The organism is Paenibacillus sp. P5_B5, assembly GCF_056400365.1.
The window spans coordinates 400,654-420,491 of sequence record NZ_JBFULK010000001.1 but is presented as its reverse complement, the minus strand read 5'-3'; the positions used below and the strand labels follow the sequence as shown (position 1 = coordinate 420,491).

At 42.1% G+C, this 19,838-nt stretch carries 18 protein-coding genes; 5 read left to right on the top strand and 13 right to left on the bottom strand.

Translation table 11 applies throughout. The annotated features are described in order from the left end of the window. Positions 1-16: 16 nt before the first annotated feature. The 4 genes from AC1DOK_RS02140 to AC1DOK_RS02125 all read right to left on the bottom strand — a co-directional run bounded on the left by AC1DOK_RS02140 (position 17) and on the right by AC1DOK_RS02125 (position 3,289). Entirely contained in the window at positions 17-886 is an 870-nt protein-coding gene (locus AC1DOK_RS02140; protein ID WP_477552567.1) for a carbohydrate ABC transporter permease, read from the bottom strand. Continuing rightward, positions 883-1,770, bottom strand: coding sequence for a carbohydrate ABC transporter permease (locus tag AC1DOK_RS02135; protein WP_477552566.1), 888 nt, complete (start codon positions 1,768-1,770; stop codon positions 883-885). The genes AC1DOK_RS02140 and AC1DOK_RS02135 overlap by 4 nt, the downstream gene beginning before the upstream one ends. After that, complete coding sequence (locus tag AC1DOK_RS02130) at positions 1,767-2,789, bottom strand: ABC transporter ATP-binding protein (protein WP_477552680.1); 1,023 nt, start codon at positions 2,787-2,789, stop codon at positions 1,767-1,769. The genes AC1DOK_RS02135 and AC1DOK_RS02130 overlap by 4 nt, the downstream gene beginning before the upstream one ends. Positions 2,790-2,977: 188 nt before the next feature. Continuing rightward, on the bottom strand, positions 2,978-3,289 hold the full coding sequence (locus AC1DOK_RS02125; RefSeq protein WP_477552565.1) for a hypothetical protein: 312 nt from the start codon (positions 3,287-3,289) through the stop codon (positions 2,978-2,980). A gap of 20 nt (positions 3,290-3,309) precedes the next feature. Here AC1DOK_RS02125 and AC1DOK_RS02120 point away from each other — a divergent pair, with 20 nt between their 5' ends. Further along, positions 3,310-3,489, top strand: coding sequence for an H-type small acid-soluble spore protein (locus AC1DOK_RS02120; RefSeq protein ID WP_477552679.1), 180 nt, complete (start codon positions 3,310-3,312; stop codon positions 3,487-3,489). 102 nt (positions 3,490-3,591) lie between these two features. Here AC1DOK_RS02120 and AC1DOK_RS02115 read toward each other — a convergent pair whose 3' ends face one another. The 3 genes from AC1DOK_RS02115 to AC1DOK_RS02105 form a co-directional block, all read right to left on the bottom strand. Then, positions 3,592-5,067: a protein adenylyltransferase SelO gene (locus tag AC1DOK_RS02115; RefSeq protein ID WP_477552564.1), complete on the bottom strand. Its 1,476-nt coding sequence runs from the start codon at positions 5,065-5,067 to the stop codon at positions 3,592-3,594. 189 nt (positions 5,068-5,256) lie between these two features. Further along, positions 5,257-6,015 carry an SDR family NAD(P)-dependent oxidoreductase gene (locus tag AC1DOK_RS02110; RefSeq protein ID WP_477552563.1) on the bottom strand — a complete coding sequence of 253 codons (759 nt, stop codon included), beginning with the start codon at positions 6,013-6,015 and terminating at the stop codon, positions 5,257-5,259. A 229-nt stretch (positions 6,016-6,244) separates the two neighbouring features. Beyond that, positions 6,245-8,542 carry a beta-glucosidase gene (locus AC1DOK_RS02105; protein ID WP_477552562.1) on the bottom strand — a complete coding sequence of 766 codons (2,298 nt, stop codon included), beginning with the start codon at positions 8,540-8,542 and terminating at the stop codon, positions 6,245-6,247. Between the two features lie 114 nt (positions 8,543-8,656). On the opposite strand from AC1DOK_RS02105, the gene AC1DOK_RS02100 reads away from it, so the two are divergent. Then, on the top strand, positions 8,657-9,895 hold the full coding sequence (locus AC1DOK_RS02100) for a helix-turn-helix domain-containing protein (RefSeq protein WP_477552561.1): 1,239 nt from the start codon (positions 8,657-8,659) through the stop codon (positions 9,893-9,895). A gap of 200 nt (positions 9,896-10,095) precedes the next feature. Here AC1DOK_RS02100 and AC1DOK_RS02095 read toward each other — a convergent pair whose 3' ends face one another. Further along, complete coding sequence (locus tag AC1DOK_RS02095; RefSeq protein WP_477552560.1) at positions 10,096-10,614, bottom strand: NAD(+) diphosphatase; 519 nt, start codon at positions 10,612-10,614, stop codon at positions 10,096-10,098. A gap of 100 nt (positions 10,615-10,714) precedes the next feature. Here AC1DOK_RS02095 and AC1DOK_RS02090 point away from each other — a divergent pair, with 100 nt between their 5' ends. Both AC1DOK_RS02090 and AC1DOK_RS02085 read left to right on the top strand, forming a co-directional pair. Further along, the gene (locus AC1DOK_RS02090; protein WP_477552559.1) at positions 10,715-11,428 is read left to right on the top strand and encodes a DUF6199 family natural product biosynthesis protein; all 714 of its coding nucleotides are present in this window, start codon (positions 10,715-10,717) and stop codon (positions 11,426-11,428) included. A gap of 96 nt (positions 11,429-11,524) precedes the next feature. Then, positions 11,525-11,704, top strand: a complete 180-nt coding sequence (locus AC1DOK_RS02085) for a hypothetical protein (RefSeq protein ID WP_477552558.1) — start codon at positions 11,525-11,527, stop codon at positions 11,702-11,704. Between the two features lie 117 nt (positions 11,705-11,821). On the opposite strand, the gene AC1DOK_RS02080 is transcribed toward AC1DOK_RS02085, so the two are convergent. The 5 genes from AC1DOK_RS02080 to corA all read right to left on the bottom strand — a co-directional run bounded on the left by AC1DOK_RS02080 (position 11,822) and on the right by corA (position 17,339). Further along, positions 11,822-12,370 carry a pyridoxamine 5'-phosphate oxidase family protein gene (locus AC1DOK_RS02080; RefSeq protein ID WP_477552557.1) on the bottom strand — a complete coding sequence of 183 codons (549 nt, stop codon included), beginning with the start codon at positions 12,368-12,370 and terminating at the stop codon, positions 11,822-11,824. A gap of 338 nt (positions 12,371-12,708) precedes the next feature. Beyond that, positions 12,709-14,001, bottom strand: a complete 1,293-nt coding sequence (hcp, locus tag AC1DOK_RS02075) for a hydroxylamine reductase (RefSeq protein ID WP_477552556.1) — start codon at positions 13,999-14,001, stop codon at positions 12,709-12,711. 168 nt (positions 14,002-14,169) lie between these two features. Further along, positions 14,170-15,180, bottom strand: coding sequence for a polysaccharide deacetylase family protein (locus tag AC1DOK_RS02070; RefSeq protein ID WP_477552555.1), 1,011 nt, complete (start codon positions 15,178-15,180; stop codon positions 14,170-14,172). 49 nt (positions 15,181-15,229) lie between these two features. After that, complete coding sequence (locus tag AC1DOK_RS02065; RefSeq protein ID WP_477552554.1) at positions 15,230-15,946, bottom strand: N-acetylmuramoyl-L-alanine amidase family protein; 717 nt, start codon at positions 15,944-15,946, stop codon at positions 15,230-15,232. Between the two features lie 442 nt (positions 15,947-16,388). Next, positions 16,389-17,339 carry a magnesium/cobalt transporter CorA gene (corA, locus tag AC1DOK_RS02060; RefSeq protein ID WP_477552678.1) on the bottom strand — a complete coding sequence of 317 codons (951 nt, stop codon included), beginning with the start codon at positions 17,337-17,339 and terminating at the stop codon, positions 16,389-16,391. Positions 17,340-18,010: 671 nt separating this feature from the next. Between corA and AC1DOK_RS02055 the strand changes: the two genes are divergently transcribed. Continuing rightward, a complete protein-coding gene (locus AC1DOK_RS02055; RefSeq protein WP_477552553.1) occupies positions 18,011-19,828 on the top strand; it encodes an APC family permease in 1,818 nt (605 codons plus the stop codon). Positions 19,829-19,838: the final 10 nt, after the last annotated feature.

The window sequence follows — 19,838 nt, the reverse complement described above, 5'->3', positions numbered from 1 at the left end:
GTTAATTTTTAAACCCTCAAACTTGAGTTATTCCTTGGATAATGTGCTTCTGCAACAACAGATAAAGAAGTATCATTGGCAGAATCGTCAAGGTTGATGCAGCCATCAATAGTTCGTATGAAGTTCCAGCTTCCGTACTAAAAGCCAATATTCCTGCTTGAAGCGTCCGCATCTCCGTACTATTGGTGACAATAATTGGCCATAAGTAGGTATTCCAGCAACCAATTGCTTTCATGATCAACAAAGTTGTAAGTATCGGTCTTGTGAGTGGAACCATGATTCGCCATAGGTAGGAAAGCGGTCTGCTTCCATCAACACGAGCGGCGTAATAATATTCCGCAGGTATGGACGAGAAATGCTGGATAAGCAAAAAGACAGACAATGCATTCGTCATCCATGGAATTATCAGTGCTTCATAATGATCAATCCATCCCAAGTCAGAAACTGTTATGAAGTTAGGAATCAGCAGAAGTTCTTCTGGAATCATCATCGTGCTGAGCATGATCGTAAGCAGCATTTTTTTACCGTAAAATTGCAATCTAGAGAATGCAAACGCTGCCAATATCGTTATTACAATACCTACTAACGTGCTCGTTACAACGACGAATAAGCTGTTAACCAAGTACCGTAGTAAAGGAATCGATTCCCAAACAATATAATAATTACTCCACTCTATATGGGATGGTATCCAGGTCAGCAGCATTGCTTCTCTACTCGATTTCACTGATGTAGCAATCATCCAGAAGAACGGTATAAGCATGATGACTCCACCTATACACAATACGGTATCTGCCAGCCAACCCCAATGCTTTGATTTCATCGTTTGCAGCTCTTCCCCTTCAAGTCTTAATTGTCTAATAAACTCTAATGTGTCACGTTTGTTCAAACAGTTCTCTTCTTGAATATCCACAATTGAATTATTGTTAAAGCTAATGTAATTATGAATAATATGTATGCTGCTGCAGAAGCAATCCCATACTCCGATTCCTCATAAAAATTCCTAAATATGTAGTACACAACTGTCATCGCGCTATCCAAGGGACCTGCTTTACCTCCATACAAAGCGTAAACTTCATCAAATGTTTTGAATGAATTCAACATCGAAACAATAAATACAAAAAGAAGAGTTGGACCTAACAGTGGAAGGGTCACGCGAGTAAACCGTCTCCATTTTGACACACCATCTACACGTGCCGATCTATCATACTGAGGATGGATGCTCTGCAAACCCACCCAGAATAGAATAATGTTATATCCCAAACTACGCCACACACAGAACAAAATCAGAGATGGTAATGCCCATTCCGGAGTTGTAAGCCAACCGACAGGTGAAATTCCGATCCATCCCAGCAATGTGTTTACTACACCATACTCCGAATGAAACATCCAACGCCATGACATAGAAACCGCAATAACAGAAGTGACAATCGGAAGGAAGTACGCGGTTTGAATAAACCGACGCAGATGAATACGAGAATGTAAACCGTATGCAATTCCAAGTGAAAGAACTACGGATAGTGGCACAACACCAACTACGATGACGAGTGTATTTTTCATTGCAAGTGCGAATTCGGGATCTTCTAGAACATAAATGAAATTATTAATACCCCGTTCATATACGATATCTTTGTAAAAATCGTACTGAACATAAAGGCTCATATCAAATGATTGTATAATCGGATATATGCAGAATACAGCAATAATGAGAAATGCAGGGAATAAGTAGAACCATGCGTGTAAGGTGCTGCGCCACGTCGGTTTCTCGTTCACGATCTTCCTCCTGCAAAACGCACTCCAACTGGGCTCCGGTCCTCATTCAACCGATGTCCCGTTTTTGCATCAAACCAGTGTAAACGATCCTCTCGTACCCCAAGATGTATCTTCTGTCCTACGTGGATACTTGCATCCCGTGCGACAATTACTCGTAATGTAATCTTCTCAAAACGCACCTTGAGTAAAATGTCACGACCAATCATTTCTACTGAAACCACTTGGCCGGAAAGAAGTGCTGTATTAGGTTCACTAGGAAACCAATCTTCTGGCCTTACGCCCATTATAAGATGTTCGGACTCAACTGAAAGCAGATTCATGGGAGGATGACCGATAAACTCAGCTACTTCTGAGCTTATCGGCTTACTATATAACTGGTCTGGATTGTCATATTGCAAAAGCCTCCCATTTGCTATAAGCATAATGTAATCCGATATGCATAATGCCTCTTCTTGATCATGGGTCACAAATAATGTGGTGATTCCAGATCTCTGCTGGATTTGACGTAGCTCGTCGCGCAATTCAAGCCGAAGTTTAGCATCCACACTTGAGAACGGCTCATCAAGCAAAAGCAACTTGGGATGCTTGACTAGCGCACGAGCAATAGCTACTCTTTGCTGCTGACCACCCGATAGATGTCTTGGTTTGCGGTCAAGTAAATGTTTAATTTGCAACATCTCGGCGGTTTCTTCGATACGCTGCTTTTTCTCTGATCGCGATAATTTCTTCATCGACAAGGGAAAACCTATATTCTCGTACACGGTCATATGGGGATAGAGAGAATAATTCTGAAACACCATTCCGATTTCACGTTGCTCTGTTTTAATAGAATTTATGATATTATTATCAAATTTGATATCACCAGACAACGGTTCGAGCAATCCCGCCAATGCAAGCAGCGTTGTGCTTTTGCCACATCCGCTTGGTCCAAGTAATGTGACCAAAGCACCACTCGGAATGGTTGCTGTGAGATGATCAACAGCAAGTTCTTTGCCATAAGAAACAGATAGTTGATTTATTTGGATCTCCAGTATGATTCACCTCAAAAATGTTATCAATATTTTCCCAAATTCATTGCTTTTACCATTCAACATTATATCTTACAAACAAGACTATGAATATACTCGTTTGGTCATTTCAAATCAAATAAGAGTCTGCTTAATTATGCAGGCTCTTTGCTTTCTGTTATGTAGCGAATCTATAAAATCTATAAATTCCATTTCAGCCTATTAGAGATTGAATCTATTTGTTCCAGCTTGGAAGCATCTGCTGTATCCCCGTAGATTAATATGGGAATATGACATATTTGACAAAATTCATATACAGCTATCACCGCACGCTTTGCAGCTTCTAATCTCCCAAAAGCTGACATGGAAGCTGACTCATCTACCCTTTTACGGAAATCCCGATCTTTTTGTTTCGCTTCGTCTGACATCGTTTCAGGATTTGCCTGATGATATTTGGCTTTAAGTAAGAATGAAATAAAGAAATTTATCCAATAATAAAGTGTCGTCATCACAAATGCGGAGGTTGTTTAACATTAACACACAAAGAGCGCAAGAGATCATCGATTCACCTACCCTAATTAATGTGACCTACCAAGGAACAAATGTCTATATTCAAAATGTAGATGAACGCAACGAAATGGCCAGAATCTATCCGCTTAATGAGCCAGAGAAGGAACAGACTGTTCCATTACACAGCTTAATTGAGCAATAAAAAACAATAACCTGCCCCACGTTCAATAAAAGCAACAATGGGACAGGTTTGTCTATTTTGACTGTACATTTGAGACCAATCAATGATTGGTCTCTTTTCATTCTAGGTACCACAAAATGTTCGGTAAGGACAGTTTGACGGCTCAGGCAGTGTGGCGTAATCAGCCTGTTCAGAGGAATGCGCGTATGGGTCCGAAAGAACATCAAGAAGACGCTCCATCACGCTGTAGTCTTCTTGTTTCACCGCGGCTTCTAATGCGTCTTCTACCCGATGATTGCGAGGGATTATCGCGGGATTGCTGTCTCGCATCAACTGATGCGAGGAGGCTTTTGTTTCCTGCTGCCTGCCTAGTCTCGCCAGCCATAGCTCATTCCACTGAGCAAATTCCGTAGTGCCATGCAGGACTGTATCCTCCGTCTTATCAAAAGTTAATGCACGGAATGTATTGGTGTAGTCCGCACGATACTTCTCCATCATACCAAGGAGGTCTTCAATAAGAGATTTATCCTGCATCTCTTCATTAAAGATCCCCAGTTTTGCCCTCATTCCTGTGAGCCAATTATCGTGATACAACTCGCTAAAATCTGATATCGCATCCTCAGCCATTTTTACAGCCTGCTCCTTGTTGGCATGCAGCAGCGGCAATAAGGTTTCAGCAAATCTCGTGAGATTCCATGCGGCAATATGCGGCTGATTACCATAAGCATAGCGGCCATGAACGTCAATGGAACTAAATACCGTTGCTGGATCATAAGCATCCATGAAAGCGCAAGGACCATAATCAATCGTTTCTCCACTGATGGCCATGTTGTCAGTATTCATTACCCCGTGAATAAAGCCAACAAGCTGCCATTTGGCAATTAGCACGGCCTGACGCTTAATTACTTCCTGAAGTAAGGAAAGATAGCGGTTCTCATCAGCTTCAACTTCTGAAAAATGCCTAAGCAATGTGTAATCAGCCAAAGTTCGGAGATCCTGAGGGGTGCCCCAATTTGCAACGTATTGAAAGGTGCCGACACGTATATGACTAGCTGCTACGCGGGTTAGAATTGCACCAGGCAGCTCAGTTTCTCGCAATACTGTCTCACCAGTTGTCACTACCGCTAGGCTGCGGGTGGTTGCAATACCAAGCGCATGCATGGCTTCGCTGATGATGTATTCACGCAGCATCGGTCCGAGACCCGCAAGGCCGTCACCTCGACGAGAGTAAGGAGTTCTACCTGAACCTTTAAGCTGAATATCAAACCGTTCACCTAAGGGAGTGATCTGTTCGCCAAGCAACAGAGCCCGACCATCTCCTAACATGGTAAAATGTCCAAATTGATGACCTGCATAAGCTTGTGCAAGTGGTAAAGCACCTTCAGGAATCTGATTTCCAGCAAACACTGCAACACCATCATTGCTTCGCAGCGATTGAACATTAAGCCCCAGTGATGTTGCGAATGGATCATTGAGAATGATCAACTTCGGTGAAGGTGCAGGTGTTGGATTCTGTCTGGTATAAAATAATTCCGGAAGACGGGCGTAACTGTTGTCAAAGTTCCATCCTGATTCTAATATTGCCTTTTTTTCTGTCATTGTATCTCCTTTTTCATATGTCCTTTAGTATCTAGGTTTATTCATTATTCTACTTTCTAGATCAGCACAAGGGAGTCCTTTTAGTATACGCAAAAAACTCCGCCCCTAAGGGACGGAGTTAATCCGTTTTATTACAAAAGTGAAGAGTATTCCTTTGGTTAGAACACCCTGTCAACATGTGAATCGTGTTTACATCGTCAAACCACCGTCTACGACAATGATTGAACCTGTCATATAGCTGGATTTGTTGGAAGTCAAGAAGACCACCATCTCTGCTATTTCTGAGGGATCAGCAAACCGATTCATTCGCATATTCGGGAACTCTTCCGGCACGTAGCCGGTCTCCTGTATCATCAAAGGAACGGCTTGCGTCAATGTCGTATCGACGCCACCTGGACATATCGCATTGACGCGTATACCTTTTTTCACGTATTCCAAAGCCGCCGCCTTCGTCAATCCTACCACAGCATGTTTGCTCGCGGAGTATGCTGCGAGGCTATGTTCGGCGCGAATGCCTGCCGTAGAGGAGGTATTGATGATCGAACCGTATCCTTGCTTCTCCATAACTTTGAGAACATGCTTCAAGCCGAGAAAGACACCCTTCACGTTGACGTCCATGATACGGTCGTATTCGGCTTCGGTGATGTCCGACAGCATCGAAAACTTTTGTAGAACACCGGCGTTGTTGACAAATGCGTCAATGCGTCCGTATGTTTCGACAGCGAGATGAACATACCGTTCGACGTCTTCGTTCTTCGATACGTCGGCTTGCACGAAAATGCCATCGCCACCATGTTCTCTTATTAGTGCAAGCGTCTCTTCCCCAGTTGTTTGATTGAAATCGACCGCAACGACTTTTGCTCCGTTCTGCGCCAGCTTTATACAACTTGCGCGTCCGATTCCGCTGCCGGCTCCGGTAACCACTACGATTAGGTTTTCATTTTGCATCTTTTCATACCTCCGCTTCATATCATTATTATATTGGTACCAACATGTCCAGCATGTTTTTCATCGATCCACCTGTAAATGTACAGTCCATATTATTCCATGCAATCATTTTCTTTTATTGTATAATTCTTAGAAAAATTGTATGTTCATTTGGATCCTCATCGGTACCGTAACCATGCTTCTCACGAAACTTGATTTTTTCAGTTTCCATGATGTTCGTCCCAACCTATTATGATTGATGATTCAATTGCTGAATAATCCCGTTCAGCATTTCTTCCGTGAACATCCCCTGACTCATCATCGACAGCCCGCGCAATGGCATATAATGTATAAATCCTTCGAACATTTCACTCGAGCCTTCCCCCAGGCTTTCAGAAGCTTCAAGACCCTCCAACATAGAGCCCATGCCCTCTTGTATCTTCTGAAGTAATCCTTGCACGAAAGGCGCTCTTTGCGGATCGTTTAACAGATCGATAATCAATGTGTTTAGGTCGACTATGGATTTCAAAGCGACTGTCGACTCGACATGTACCGTATCGCTCAAAACGATATCTTCACACGAGCGTCCAATTAATATTTCAAAATCACCGGACTCCACATGCCAATCCTTAAGATCTACGTTGTAGTAAGCGAAGGAGCGCTTATCCAGCGTCATCGTAACGGTCTTCTTCTCTCCCGGCTGAAGCTCTACTTTAGCAAAGCCCTTCAATTCTTTGACAGGGCGGATAACCGTACTCTCTACATCGCGAACATAGAGCTGAGCAATTTCTTTACCGGCACGGGATCCCGCATTTTGTATCGTTACCTGTACGTTAATGGATTCCGTATCTTTAATTGTTGTATGATCGATGACAAGATTCGAATATTCAAATGTGGTATAGCTCAGACCGTGTCCGAATGGGAACAGCGGCTTCACTTCTTTGGCATCATAATAGCGGTAGCCGACAAAAATGCCTTCGCGGTATTCGGCTCGATTGCCTTCGCCCGGGAAGAACAGGAACGATGGGTTATCGCTCAGCTTCATAGGGAATGTCTCGGTCAGCTTGCCGCTAGGATTCACTTCGCCAAACAATAAATCAGCGATCGCGCCTCCTGTCGCCTGACCGCCCAAATATGCTTCTAGGATCGATTTCACTCGACCGACCCAAGGCATTTCGATTGGGGAACCGTTCATAAGTACGACGACCACATTGCTTTGCACGGCGGCGATCGCTTCGATCAGCTGATTCTGGTTCGAAGGCATGTGCAGATGCTTGCGGTCAAAGCCTTCGGATTCATAACGGTCGGGAAGTCCCGCAAAAATGATGACCGCATCCGCTTCGCCAGCTGCTTGTTTCGCTTCCTCCATCAAATCAGCGTCCAGATCGTCTCTGTCCAAATGGAAGCCTTGCGCGTACACAACCGAGGATGAATCGCCAGCAAGCTTTGTGATTTCATCCATCGGTACGTCGATCTGGGTTGGATTGATATGCGAGCTGCCGCCGCCTTGATATCTCGGTTTTTGCGCGAATGGACCGATTACCGCGAGCTTCTTACCTTTTGCTAGCGGGAGCAGGTTCTCTTCGTTCTTCAGCAGCACCATCGTTTCGCCGGCAACGGTGCGCGCCAGACGATGATGCTCGTCACGGTCGTAAGTCGCGTTTGGTTTTTTGTTGTCCACGCTCATGAAAATGATACGCAAAATCCGTTCAACTGCACGATTAAGCGTCTCTTCGGACAACTGGCCGTTTTGAACAGCTTCTACGATTTTACGGTCGTTCGCTTCGCCGCTTGAAGGCATTTCCAGCTCTTGACCGGCTGCAAGCCCATCTACCCGATTATTGTTAGCGCCCCAATCGGTCACGACGAATCCTTCATGCCCCCACTCTTCCTTCAAAATATCAGTAAGCAAGAACTTGTTCTCGGAAGCATACGTTCCGTTAACTTTGTTGTAAGCGCTCATGACGGTCCACGGCTGGCCATTCTTCACCGGACCCTCGAAGCTCGCCAAATAAATTTCCCGCAGTGTGCGTTCATCGACAACGGCATCAACGCCCATGCGACGATGCTCCTGGTTGTTAACCGCGAAATGCTTCAGAGATGTGCCAACTCCTTGGCTTTGCACACCTTGAATATGGCTGGTGGCTATTTCCGAAGAAAGGAAAGGATCCTCCGAGAAATATTCGAAGTTGCGTCCGCACAACGGAGAGCGTTTGATATTGGCGCCTGGTCCAAGCAGGACGGCAACGTTTTCCGCCTGGCACTCTTCACCCAGTGCTACGCCCATTTTGCCGACCAGCTCCCGATCCCACGAGCTGGCTATGCCGGCTGCTGAAGGGAAGCAAGTAGCGGGTACGCTATCAAATACACCCAAATGGTCGGTGTCTTCCCGCTGCTTTCGCAGTCCGTGCGGACCGTCGGTGACCATAATGCTAGGAATGCCAAGGCGCTCCACACCTTTTAAATGCCAAAAATCTAAACCGGAGCACATGCCAGCTTTTTCTTCCAATGTCATCTCAGCAATTAGAGCTTGAATATCTCGTTTCATTAGATATAACCTCCTTGAATGCAAAAAGTCTGTACTGCTCACATTATTTCATGAAATCGCTTTCTTTTATGGTATAATACTTAGAAAAATTGTACGTAAGAGGAGGATTCCATAGTGGTCAATGTTCACAATCAACCTGATGTAGCCTATTCATGTAAGTTGCTATATGAAAGCATCCAACTTCCGATCTTTTATACCGAAAATGGACATGCCGTGGAAACGATTTGGGGGAGCGGAGATCAGCATAGACCTTTCTATATGGAATTCGAAAAGCTATTCCGTCCATTTATAGAGAAAGAGATGGAACACCCGGTGATTCTCACAGCGAATTCCTGGGAAGAGTTTATCATAGTGCCTGTTAAACGTAGTGGAGAGCGTCATGGATTCGTTGTAATCGGTCCTTCAATCCAGCAAGTACCTACGGATGAGCATATCAATGGCCTTATGAACGATAATCAATTGTCCTATCGCGATCAGCCGCACTGGAAAGCATATTGGGACAGCCTTCCCGTCGTGAGCCGTCTTCGTCTGCTTCATATCAGCGTACTTGCGCATTGGATGATCAATCAAGAGGCTTTGGAGATTACGGATGTGCTGCAATATAGTTATCAATATGTGCTGCCCGCCATGTTCCAGAGTAATATAGAAATTGAAATTCTAACCAAACGGGAATTATCGGTGTCCAACCATAGTTCGAAAATAGAGAAACGGTTGTTAGAATTGATTCGAACCGGGAATACAAGTGAATTAATGAAACAATGGATCGCCTTTCCGAACGAGGGCGTGGGGATCTTATCTAAACAGAGCCAACTCCGTAATATCAAAAATTTAGCCATTTGCTCTGTTGCGATTGCTATGAGGGCTGCTGTAGATGGAGGAATATATGAAGAACTGGCCTTTACTCTCAGTGATATGCATATTCAGCAAATCGAGGAATTGAATAATGTCAAGGCAGTTGAGGCTGCGTTAGTACGTGCGTTATTGGACTTTACGGAACGGGTTGAACAGAGCCGGAAAGAAAGGTTGTCCAAACCGATCAGAATTTGCTGCGAGTACATCTTCAACCATTTATATCAAGAGATTACATTCGACAAGCTTGCGGAGTTGACTGGACTGAACAGCAGCTACTTAATGAATTTATTCAAAGAACAGACAGGCATGACGCTGATGAATTATATACAGAAACAGCGGGTAGAAGAAGCCAAAAAACTGCTTCATATGACCAATGACACGATTTCGTCCATCGGATTGCGGTTGAACTTTTATGATCAATCTCATTTTATTAAAGTTTTCAAGAAGTATACGGGCATGACGCCGAAGAAGTACCAATCCACATTGAAAACGAAAGGTTAATAAAACGGAATAGAGACATTTTTCGCGAAAACCTTTAAACATTCGGAATTCCTTGTGTATAGCGGGTTCTTTAGTTATGGAGTCAAGAGGGATCGAACCCCTGACCTCTTCGCTGCCAGCGAATTGCACTCTGCAGATTCATATTTCGGGAAAGGTTTAATAAATTGTGGATTTAGATTCATTTCGTGTAGAACCTCTACTCAATTCCGTACAGGTTGTCCTAATTTATCTGCTTCAGCTTGCTCAAGAATAGTAAGTAAAAAAGTCTCCGCCAAGCTGCCTTTCATAATAACCTTTCTGGCTTCTTCAAAAGTAAACCACTCAGCCTGTTCAACCTCCTGACTAATTTGCAGAAGTGTCTCATCATGAGCGACAGAGACAAAATTTAACATCAGTGTATTGGAACGTTCGAAATACATGCTTCGCATGTACTTATATTCATCCACATATAGTCCAACCTCTTCCTTCACCTCACGGATCAGAGTCTCTTCCGCTGATTCACCGCGATTCACATAACCAGCTAGCAGGATGTAATCCTTCATATTATATTGCCTAATCAACAGTACCTTGTTCCGTTCTTTGTTCAGCACTGCTGTGCTAATCGCCGTACTAAAGATAGGAAAGCGAAACACCTGACATGAATCACAATACGGGATCAGTCCCTCTCCTTCACATTCCTTGGATTGTAATTCCGTTCCACAAGCATAACAATACTTCATCATTAATCCACCTGCATCCTCTGAAATGATTAGTTCATTTTTATTATACTATTGTTACATAACTAAACTATATCGAAAAGGGAAAGGATGAACTGATATTGTGACTTTTAATTTATCCAAAAGAATCAGGCTATCCTCTATATTGATCATCATTTGTATACTGATTTTGGCAGTTTTCATCACTGTTTTTGCCAAATCATATTTCTCTGAATCTGTATTTTATGTAAACCAGCATAAGTATAAACAAGCGAATGAGCAAGTTAATATTGTTAACTATACTACCGGAACAGCTCCATCCATCGAAGTACATATCTATGACCAAGACAGAAAAGTACTTATCAACAAAGAGGAATATTCTATTTATAGAAAAAAAAGTGATATCAATACTAGTTATGAAGTAATTTACCCTAATGGACATAAATATGAAGTCGTTCAATCCGGATTTTTAATGAGCTATGATGGAAATGGGGAGTTTTATCCAGAGATATCCATGTACACTGGTAACCAAAGAGTTTTCCAAGCTGGAGAAGAGGAATATTTTCCTAGCTCAATTGTTATCGCTGCTTATCCTGAGTATCATTCCAAACAAGGCAGTCTAGTCCTTTTTTCCATATCATTTATATTATTGATTTACGGATGGTGTGGATACCGATATCAGAAATTTCAAAATTTCATGTTTATCATCTCGTTTTACTGGATTTGGGTGAATGACGCTGAACCAAGCGATTTTTATTATTTCATGTGTAAGGTAGGCGGAGTTCTCACGATGATCGGATCCGTCGTGCTCGTCATAAAATCAATATTGATACAGTAATCTAATTAATAATTTTTGATTAATGAAGTCCTACGAAAGCTTCATTCACAATTTATCGATATGATGTATTCTAATCCGAAAGGATGGTGATTCCCGATGGATGATATCTTTTGGATAGTGCTTGTATTAATTGTTACTTTCTTAGTAGTCAACCATAAAGCAAAGAACTTTAGTAAATCCCGTGGAGACTCCTCTACTGATGGATATGTTGGAGGTACACATAGCGACAGCTCGGATTGTGGTGGTGGAGATGGAGGCGGCTGCAGTGGTGATTAGTCGCAAAAGAAAGTAAGTCACGAAGCAACGATTTGTTCCGATCGCAGTTGTCGTTGCGACGCGACTGAATAAAGACGATCCGTCGAATTTGGAAGAGTTCCTTATTACATGTGTTTGTTAACTTTCATGCCCAACTTTCATATCCGGTCTGTACATTTTGTCAGCTTCGATTGGACTTTCTTTTGCCGTCACATGATTAGGGATAACCCGGTACACCTTAACCGGTCCGCCAAATACAGCCGAGCGATATTTGTCAACATGTACTTTGGATAAAGGACGTTTATAGTAGCCCGGAACATATTTATCCATCATTCTCTGAAGCACAAGAGTTGCTTCATCCAAATCCGTAACGGGCTCCGCTTTTCCAAAAACCATCACACTCATATAAGCCGTATCCGTCTTTGCGGGTACCGGGTCTGTAATGGTGCCATATTCTTCACATATCGTAAAACAAATCTCCGGATTTTCTGCCATCACCTTATTGCGTCGTCCATCCCCTGCCCCGTGAATATATAGCTTTTCATTTGTCCAAACATAATTAAGTGGTATGACGTAGGGGCGATTACCATCGACTAATCCAAGATGTCCAATCCTTGCCGTACTAAGAAATTGATTGATTTTCTCTTGATCCTGGCATTCCCTAATTTTATAACGAACCGTATCCATTGTTCATTCCTCCATGATAGAAATTTCGAATATCACGCTTGCAACGAAGGTATCCGAAATTGATTACTTTTTGTCTGAACCCACTCTGTTGCAAGGTATGTGTCGTCATGATAGTATATCAATTAATGGATTGTGATAAAATATCCATAAATCAGTAATTCGAACAATCCATATTCCTATTTACTTGCAACTACGCCTGAAGGTGAATCGGATGCTAAACGATACAGATCGTTTATACAGTGCCATTCGGCAGCCAACCAAATGATAAAAAAAGACGACTCTAAATTCAGAAAATGAATTTGAGTCGTCTTTATTAATTACACCTATCCAAAATATCCCTACGACAGCGCCAACATCGCGTTCATATCCTCTTCGGCGGTGGTAATCAACTTCAATCCAAAAAGCTCTACCAGTACATCCAGCACGCCAGACGAGATGAACTCGGGAGGCTTCGGTCCGATGCGAATGTCCTGAATGCCGAGGCTGAACAAGCCCAGCAGGATTGCGACCGCTTTTTGCTCAAACCAAGACAGCACGATGCTGACGGGTAGCTCGTTCACGGTACAGTCAAAAGCATCAGCCAAGGCCAGGGCGATTTTCACAGTAGAACCGGAATTATTGCATTGCCCAAGGTCAATATAACGCGGAATGCCCGTGTTTCCCACGGTGCCATAATCTACGTCATTAAAGCGGAATTTTCCGCAAGAAGTGGTTAAAATGACAGTATCGTTCGGTAAGGAAGTCGCCAATTCACGGTAATAATTGCCGCCTTTGCCCGGCGCATCGCAGCCTGCAATGACGAAAAAGCGGCGGATATGCCCATCTTTGACAGCCTGAATGATCTCGGGAGCGAGTCCGATCACTGTTTCATGGTGGTATCCGGTCGTGAGCACCTGCTCTGAATCTACATCTGCCGCAGGCAGCGATAAAGCACGTTCAATCAATGGGGAGAAATCGTCATCCATGATCTTTGCGACACCTTCCAGCCCCGCTACTTCATAAGAGAAAAAGCGATCTGCATACGTGCCTTTAATCGGCATTACACAGTTCGTGGTAGCGAGAATCGCACCTGGAAACTGCTCGAACAGTCTGCGCTGATCGTACCAGGCTTTGCCGACATTGCCTTTCAGATGCTCATACTTCTTCAATGCCGGATAACCGTGTGCTGGCAGCATTTCCGAGTGGGTATAGATGTTGATGCCCTTTCCCTCCGTCTGCCGCAGCAGTTCCTCAAGCGCATACAAATTATGTCCTGTTACCACAATACATTGACCTTCAATTTTATTCTGGCTGACTGTGATCGGCTGTGGGATGCCAAAGCGATCCGTATGCGCGCGATCCAGCACGTCCATGATCCGCACCGCAGCATCACCGACCTTCATCGCCATGTCCAGATGCTCCTGCGTATTAAAGTTGGAATTAGTCAAGGTCATGTACAAGGCTTCATGGGTGATACGATCCACCTCGGGATCGCTATATCCTAGCTGTCTGGCATGTGTCGCATAGGCTGCAATACCTTTTAATGCAAAAATCATCGTATCCTGCAAACTAGCTATAGTTTCATTCTTGCCACACACCCCAACCACGGTACATCCGCCTTCCGGTGTCTGTTCACACTGGTAACAAAACATATCATTTTCCTCCCATAATATAGAAAATTATTCGTTACCCATAGCGTATCAGAACCTCAAACTTCCAGGTGTGATTACAAACACATTTTGCATTCTTCAAACGCTTCCTCGACGATTAATCAATTGATTCTATACAATAACGAAGTGTAATTAAAGATGAAATATCGTTTATAAACGTTTGTCATTTTGGAAATTAAGATAAAAATGGTCAGCGTCATTATATACACCAAACTCATATCCTTTTTCCTTATAAAATGCGATTATTTCTGGAAGTGCTTGTAAGGTTTGTGGTTCTTCATGCATGAGAATGACTTCTCTGGCAATTGTAGTTTGCTTTTTAATATTTGCTACAATTTGGTTTGGATTATCTTTTAACTTCCAGTCCTTAGAATCGATTGTCCAATCCCAAATTTTAATTCCAGCTTTTACAATTTGATTACGAATCTGTTGACTTTTCAATCCTGGTGCTGAACCATAAGGTGGGCGAACCAACTTAGGATTCGTACCTGTAATATCCTGTATAAGAGATAATGTTTCGTTCATCTCTGATACAAACATTCCGTTATTATATAACTTTTTGTAATTATGCGTCATACTATGAGCTCCAACATAATGGCCTTCTTTTGTAGCTCGTTTGACATTTTCTTGTAAATCTGTTTTTTGTAAATTAACTCCCTGCATAAAAAATGTTGCTTGTATATCTTGCTCTTTTAATAAATCTAAGAATTCATCCGTTAATGTAGTAGGGCCATCATCAAATGTTAGATAAACAACTTTGCCCATAGGCTTTCCATCCGGTTTTTTTTGTTTTGCTGGTTGTTTTGCTGGTTGTTTTTCTGGTTGTTTTGCTGGTTGTTTGGTACTTTGTATGATACTTTCTTTGGCTACCACTGTGGCATCTTCTTGATTGATACTTTCTTTGGCTACCACTGTGACATCTTCTTGATTGATACTTTCTTCGGCTGCCACTGTGACATCTTGTTGATTGATTCTTTCTTCCGCTGCCACTGTGACATCTTCTTGATTGATACTTTCTTTGGCTACTACTTCTTCTTCAGGAGCAGAAGTGAGTTTCCCTATTAAAAAAATCATTAGGAAAATAGCTACTAGAATAACGCCTAATCTTCTTCTCGCCTTTCTTACTCTTCTTTTTTTATTATTATTTCGTGATGTTTTCATTATTTATCTAGCCTTTCTATGAAGTATCTGGTGTGTCAATAAAAACTTTCTAATCTTCTCTATCAGCAAAATACTCTTTGATCCCTTTCACTATGGCCTTAGCCGTTCGATCCTGGTGTCTATCGTTGAGCATATTCGTTTCATCGCTTCGGTTCGTGAGGAACCCCACCTCCAGCAAAATTGCGAGATTGTTGCTTTGCGTCAGTACCTTCCAGCCTTCCTTTCTCACGCCGCGATCCTTGAATCTAGTAGCCTCCACCAAATGCTCGTGCACCTCGCGTGCGAACGAAATACTATCGTCCGCATAATAATACGTTTCGGTGCCAGATACATCGGGATCCGTATATGTGTTCCCATGAATAGAGACGAATGCCTCCGCATCGAGATCGTTTGCCATTTTAATACGATCCTCCAGATCGACAAAGGTATCGTCCGTACGTGTCATGTGCGCCTCGAACATCGACTCCTGCTGGAGCAGGTCGAATACCTTCTCTGACAGCGCTAGCGTGTACGCTCTCTCCCGGTTGCCGCTGGCTCCATCCGCGCCGGGATCCTTGCCTCCATGCCCCGCATCGATCACGATTTTGTAGCGTTGGGATATTTCTTGTTGCATTGTCGTATTCTTGTTCGGTGAAACTGTCAACTCCGCGGAAACCGAAGGTGAAGATAGCTCATATATCGACCAGATCATTCCCAGCAAAGCAACGACAATTACCAATAATATCACTTGGCGGCGTTGAAGCTGTTTTCTGCTTTTCCTTTTCATGCTGTCTCCTTACTCCGATTGATCGGCGAATGCTGATAACTTCAAGTATTCAACAAGTGTAGCAGGTGAATATATGATAAGTTAGATAGACTTGTATAGAAGTTGTAAAAGTTGAATTCAACAGACAGCACACAAGAGTATATAGGAACACAACTAACTAATACTTTCTGATTCACACACAAAAAGGCCAGCTAAACCTGCAACTGACCTTGGTTAGGTTCCCCCGTCAAATCCCTCTAATTATCTCAAAGAATATTGACGCTATTGAAGTAGAAGACATGAAGAAAAGCATAAAATAAAGGCGAATTCTCATTCAGAATTGAATGGAAATTCGCCTATATCAATTAGGTGCATTTCACAAAATTAAAATCACATGTTTTTCAGCGGCCTCACCTAAAGGAATGAACTTCATCTTCCAAAAAAATGAACATCGCTTTTTATTTTATTTGAACCATCCTTTTCGCCATAACCATACAATCATACCTAAACCAACTACGAGCATCGCTCCTAATGCTCCAAAATAACCCCAATGCCATTTCAATTCAGGGATGTATTCAAAATTCATTCCATATATACTCGCAATGAATGTTAAAGGAATAAAAATGGATGTCATAACGGTTAGAGTTTTCATAATGGTATTCATTCGGTATGAATTTATTGAATCGTAACTTTCTCGCATATCTGCCGTTACATCCCGATTAGATTCAATCATTTCGGATAGCTTAAGCAAATGGTCGTAAATATCGGTAAAGTAATATAAATGTTCTTTTACACCATTAATTTTATCCGTATTAATTACTCTGTAAAGAAGATCTCTCATAGGTACAACTGTTTTTCGTAGCTTGAGCAAACTCGAGCGGATATCAATGATTGTATCCATTAAGGTTCCAACACTCTCACTTCTAACTTTGCTTTCAATTTCGTTCAATTGATCTTCAATTTGATACAAACTTGGAAAATAGTTATCTACCAATTTATCCATAATCACATACCCAACATATATTGGTCCTTTTTGGGGTATTGCTTTATGTTCAATGATTGTATTCCAAGCTTCGTCGACCTCTCTGCATTTATGTAAATGAAATGAAACTAAGAAGTTCCTTCCTAAAAACAAATCAACCTCTTTAGCTTGCAAAGTTTTTTGATTAATAGCATGCAATACAAAAAAATGGATATCCTCATAATGGTCTAATTTGGGACGTTGCAACAAGTGGTAACAATCTTCAATAGCCAATGGATGGAAGTGAAAATGGGTTTCCAATAACTCTGATTCTTCTATTGTTGGGGAGTCGAAATCAACCCAAAACCACTCAATGTTTGAATCATTCAGGTTTTGTATGGATATATCCTTAAGCACTGTGTGGTCATAAGTTATAGCAATTGATCGAAGCAGACAATCTCACCTCTATCTAAAATCCTATTTAACGTTATTGTTAGCAAAAACAGAAAAATACAACCAGATATCGAAATAACCTATATATATATACAGTTTTACAGTTTTTTCTGTCCATATCATTTAATTTATCCCATTTTTATTTGATATGTTAATTCCTTTATACCTTCTTTTCTTACGTATTTTGACATATTTATTACAAGTTCGCCACAATAAATAAGGTATAATATATGTTGAAAACAACAGAAAACAATAATAATTCTATAAAAGTAGAGAAAGAGGAGATACCAAATGGTTACTACCATTACATACTGTGGAAAACAAATTACGGTTTACCAAAATCAACCCTCGATTAAATCAAATTTTAAAATACTTTATAACAAGTTGAATGATCTGGCTTTGAATTTCGAATTCAGAAAAAAATTAAAAATCATTCTCTATATTGAACTCATCCGTGATTGCGCCATATTTTATTTCGCAGATAAAACGAAGCTATATTTATAAATGTAAAAAACCGACAACGGCCATAACCCCTATTACCTCTTTTGTGTTCATTTTCAGTATCCATTGGGAATATCTACTTTCTCGGTATTGTGCGAAACTGGGGAACATATAAGTAAAGACCACATTCAATTATTTAGCTAAAGTGGATGAATAAAGGGGAAGTCAACATGGTCAGGAAGTTAAAACGAGTCTTAATCGGGCGCCCGAGGAAAAGTGCAGAAATTGAAGGGGAGAAGCTAACGAAGCTGAAGGCTCTTGCCGTACTTTCCTCGGATGCACTCTCATCCGTCGCCTACGGTACGGAACAGATCTTGATTGTGTTAATGGCAGTCGGGTTTACGGCAGTCTGGTATTCCATCCCGATTTCCATCGCTGTATTGGGACTCTTATTGATTTTGATTTTATCGTACCGTCAAACCATCTTTTCTTATCCGGCAGGCGGTGGTGCATATATGGTTGCCAAGGATAATCTAGGGGTATCCACGGGACTATTGGCAGGCGGATCGTTGCTTATTGACTACATTTTAACCGTGGCGGTAAGTTCCTCGGCAGGAACAGACGCGATTACATCTGCATTTCCTGCTCTGCACGATCATCGGGTGCTGATTGCGCTGACAATGATTGTGTTTCTGACGTTAATGAATTTACGGGGGGTCACGGAGTCGGCTTCCGTATTAGCGTTACCGATTTATTTATTCGTTATTGCCATTTTTATATTAATTATTTCCGGCGTGATCAAGTATATGATAGGTGGCGCACATGCTGCCGTTCCGCAGCTTGGTTCAGCCGTGTCGAACATCAGTCTATTTATATTGTTAAAAGCATTTAGTTCGGGTTGTTCCGCCTTAACCGGGGTTGAAGCAGTATCCAACGCTATTCCGAACTTCAAGCAACCATCCGAACGGAATGCAGCTGCAACGCTTGTAATGATGGGCGTGATTCTTGGCTGCATGTTTATTGGAATTAGCTTACTTGCCTATTGGTATGGCATTACACCGAACGAGAAAGAGACGGTCGTATCGCAAATTGCCAATTCCGTATTCGGTCGCGGAACGATTTACTATATCATTCAAGGGATTACAGCACTGATCTTGTTTTTGGCTGCGAACACGGCTTACTCCGCATTTCCTTTACTTGCGTATATGCTTGCCAAAGATAAATTCATGCCGCGAATGTTCATGGCTCGCGGCGACCGTTTAGGGTTCTCAAACGGTATTATTATTCTTGGTATTTTGTCCGCTGTACTAGTTATTGCATTCCGTGGGAATACGAAGAATCTGATCCCGCTCTATGCCGTTGGGGTATTTATTCCGTTCACATTATCTCAGCTGGGAATGATGATACGTTGGATCAAGCTGAAACCCAGAGGCTGGGTGACCAAGTTAATAATTAATACCATCGGGATGTTAACCACCCTTACGATTACCATGATCTTTATTATCACGAAGTTTAGCCAAGTGTGGATGGTCTTTATTTTCTTGCCAATTGTGATTATTACTTTCTTCAAAATTCACAAGCATTATAAGAATACAGCTTATGAATTGCGTATTAATATGCAAGAAGACAAGCCAACGATCAAGGGAAGTACCATCATTGTCCCAATCGCAGGTGTGACACGCGTGGTGATGCACTCCTTGAGTTATGCAAAATCACTGACGGATAATGTGATCGCCGTCTATGTTGGCTTTGATGATGAAGAAATCGAACAAATGGAGAAAAAGTGGGCTGAGTGGAATCCAGGCGTACGCTTGATTGTACTGCGTTCAAGCTATCGGAGTATTACGCGCCCGTTAATTAAGTTCATTGATACGGTGGAATGGAAGACACATGAGACAGATCATCTGACGATTCTAATTCCTCAATTTATTACGAAGCATAGGTGGCAAAATATACTACACAATCAGACGAGTCTGATGCTTCGAACTATTCTTTATGCTCGTAAAGATGTCGTTATTGCGACAGTACCTTATCATTTTCAACGTTAATTAGAACTTT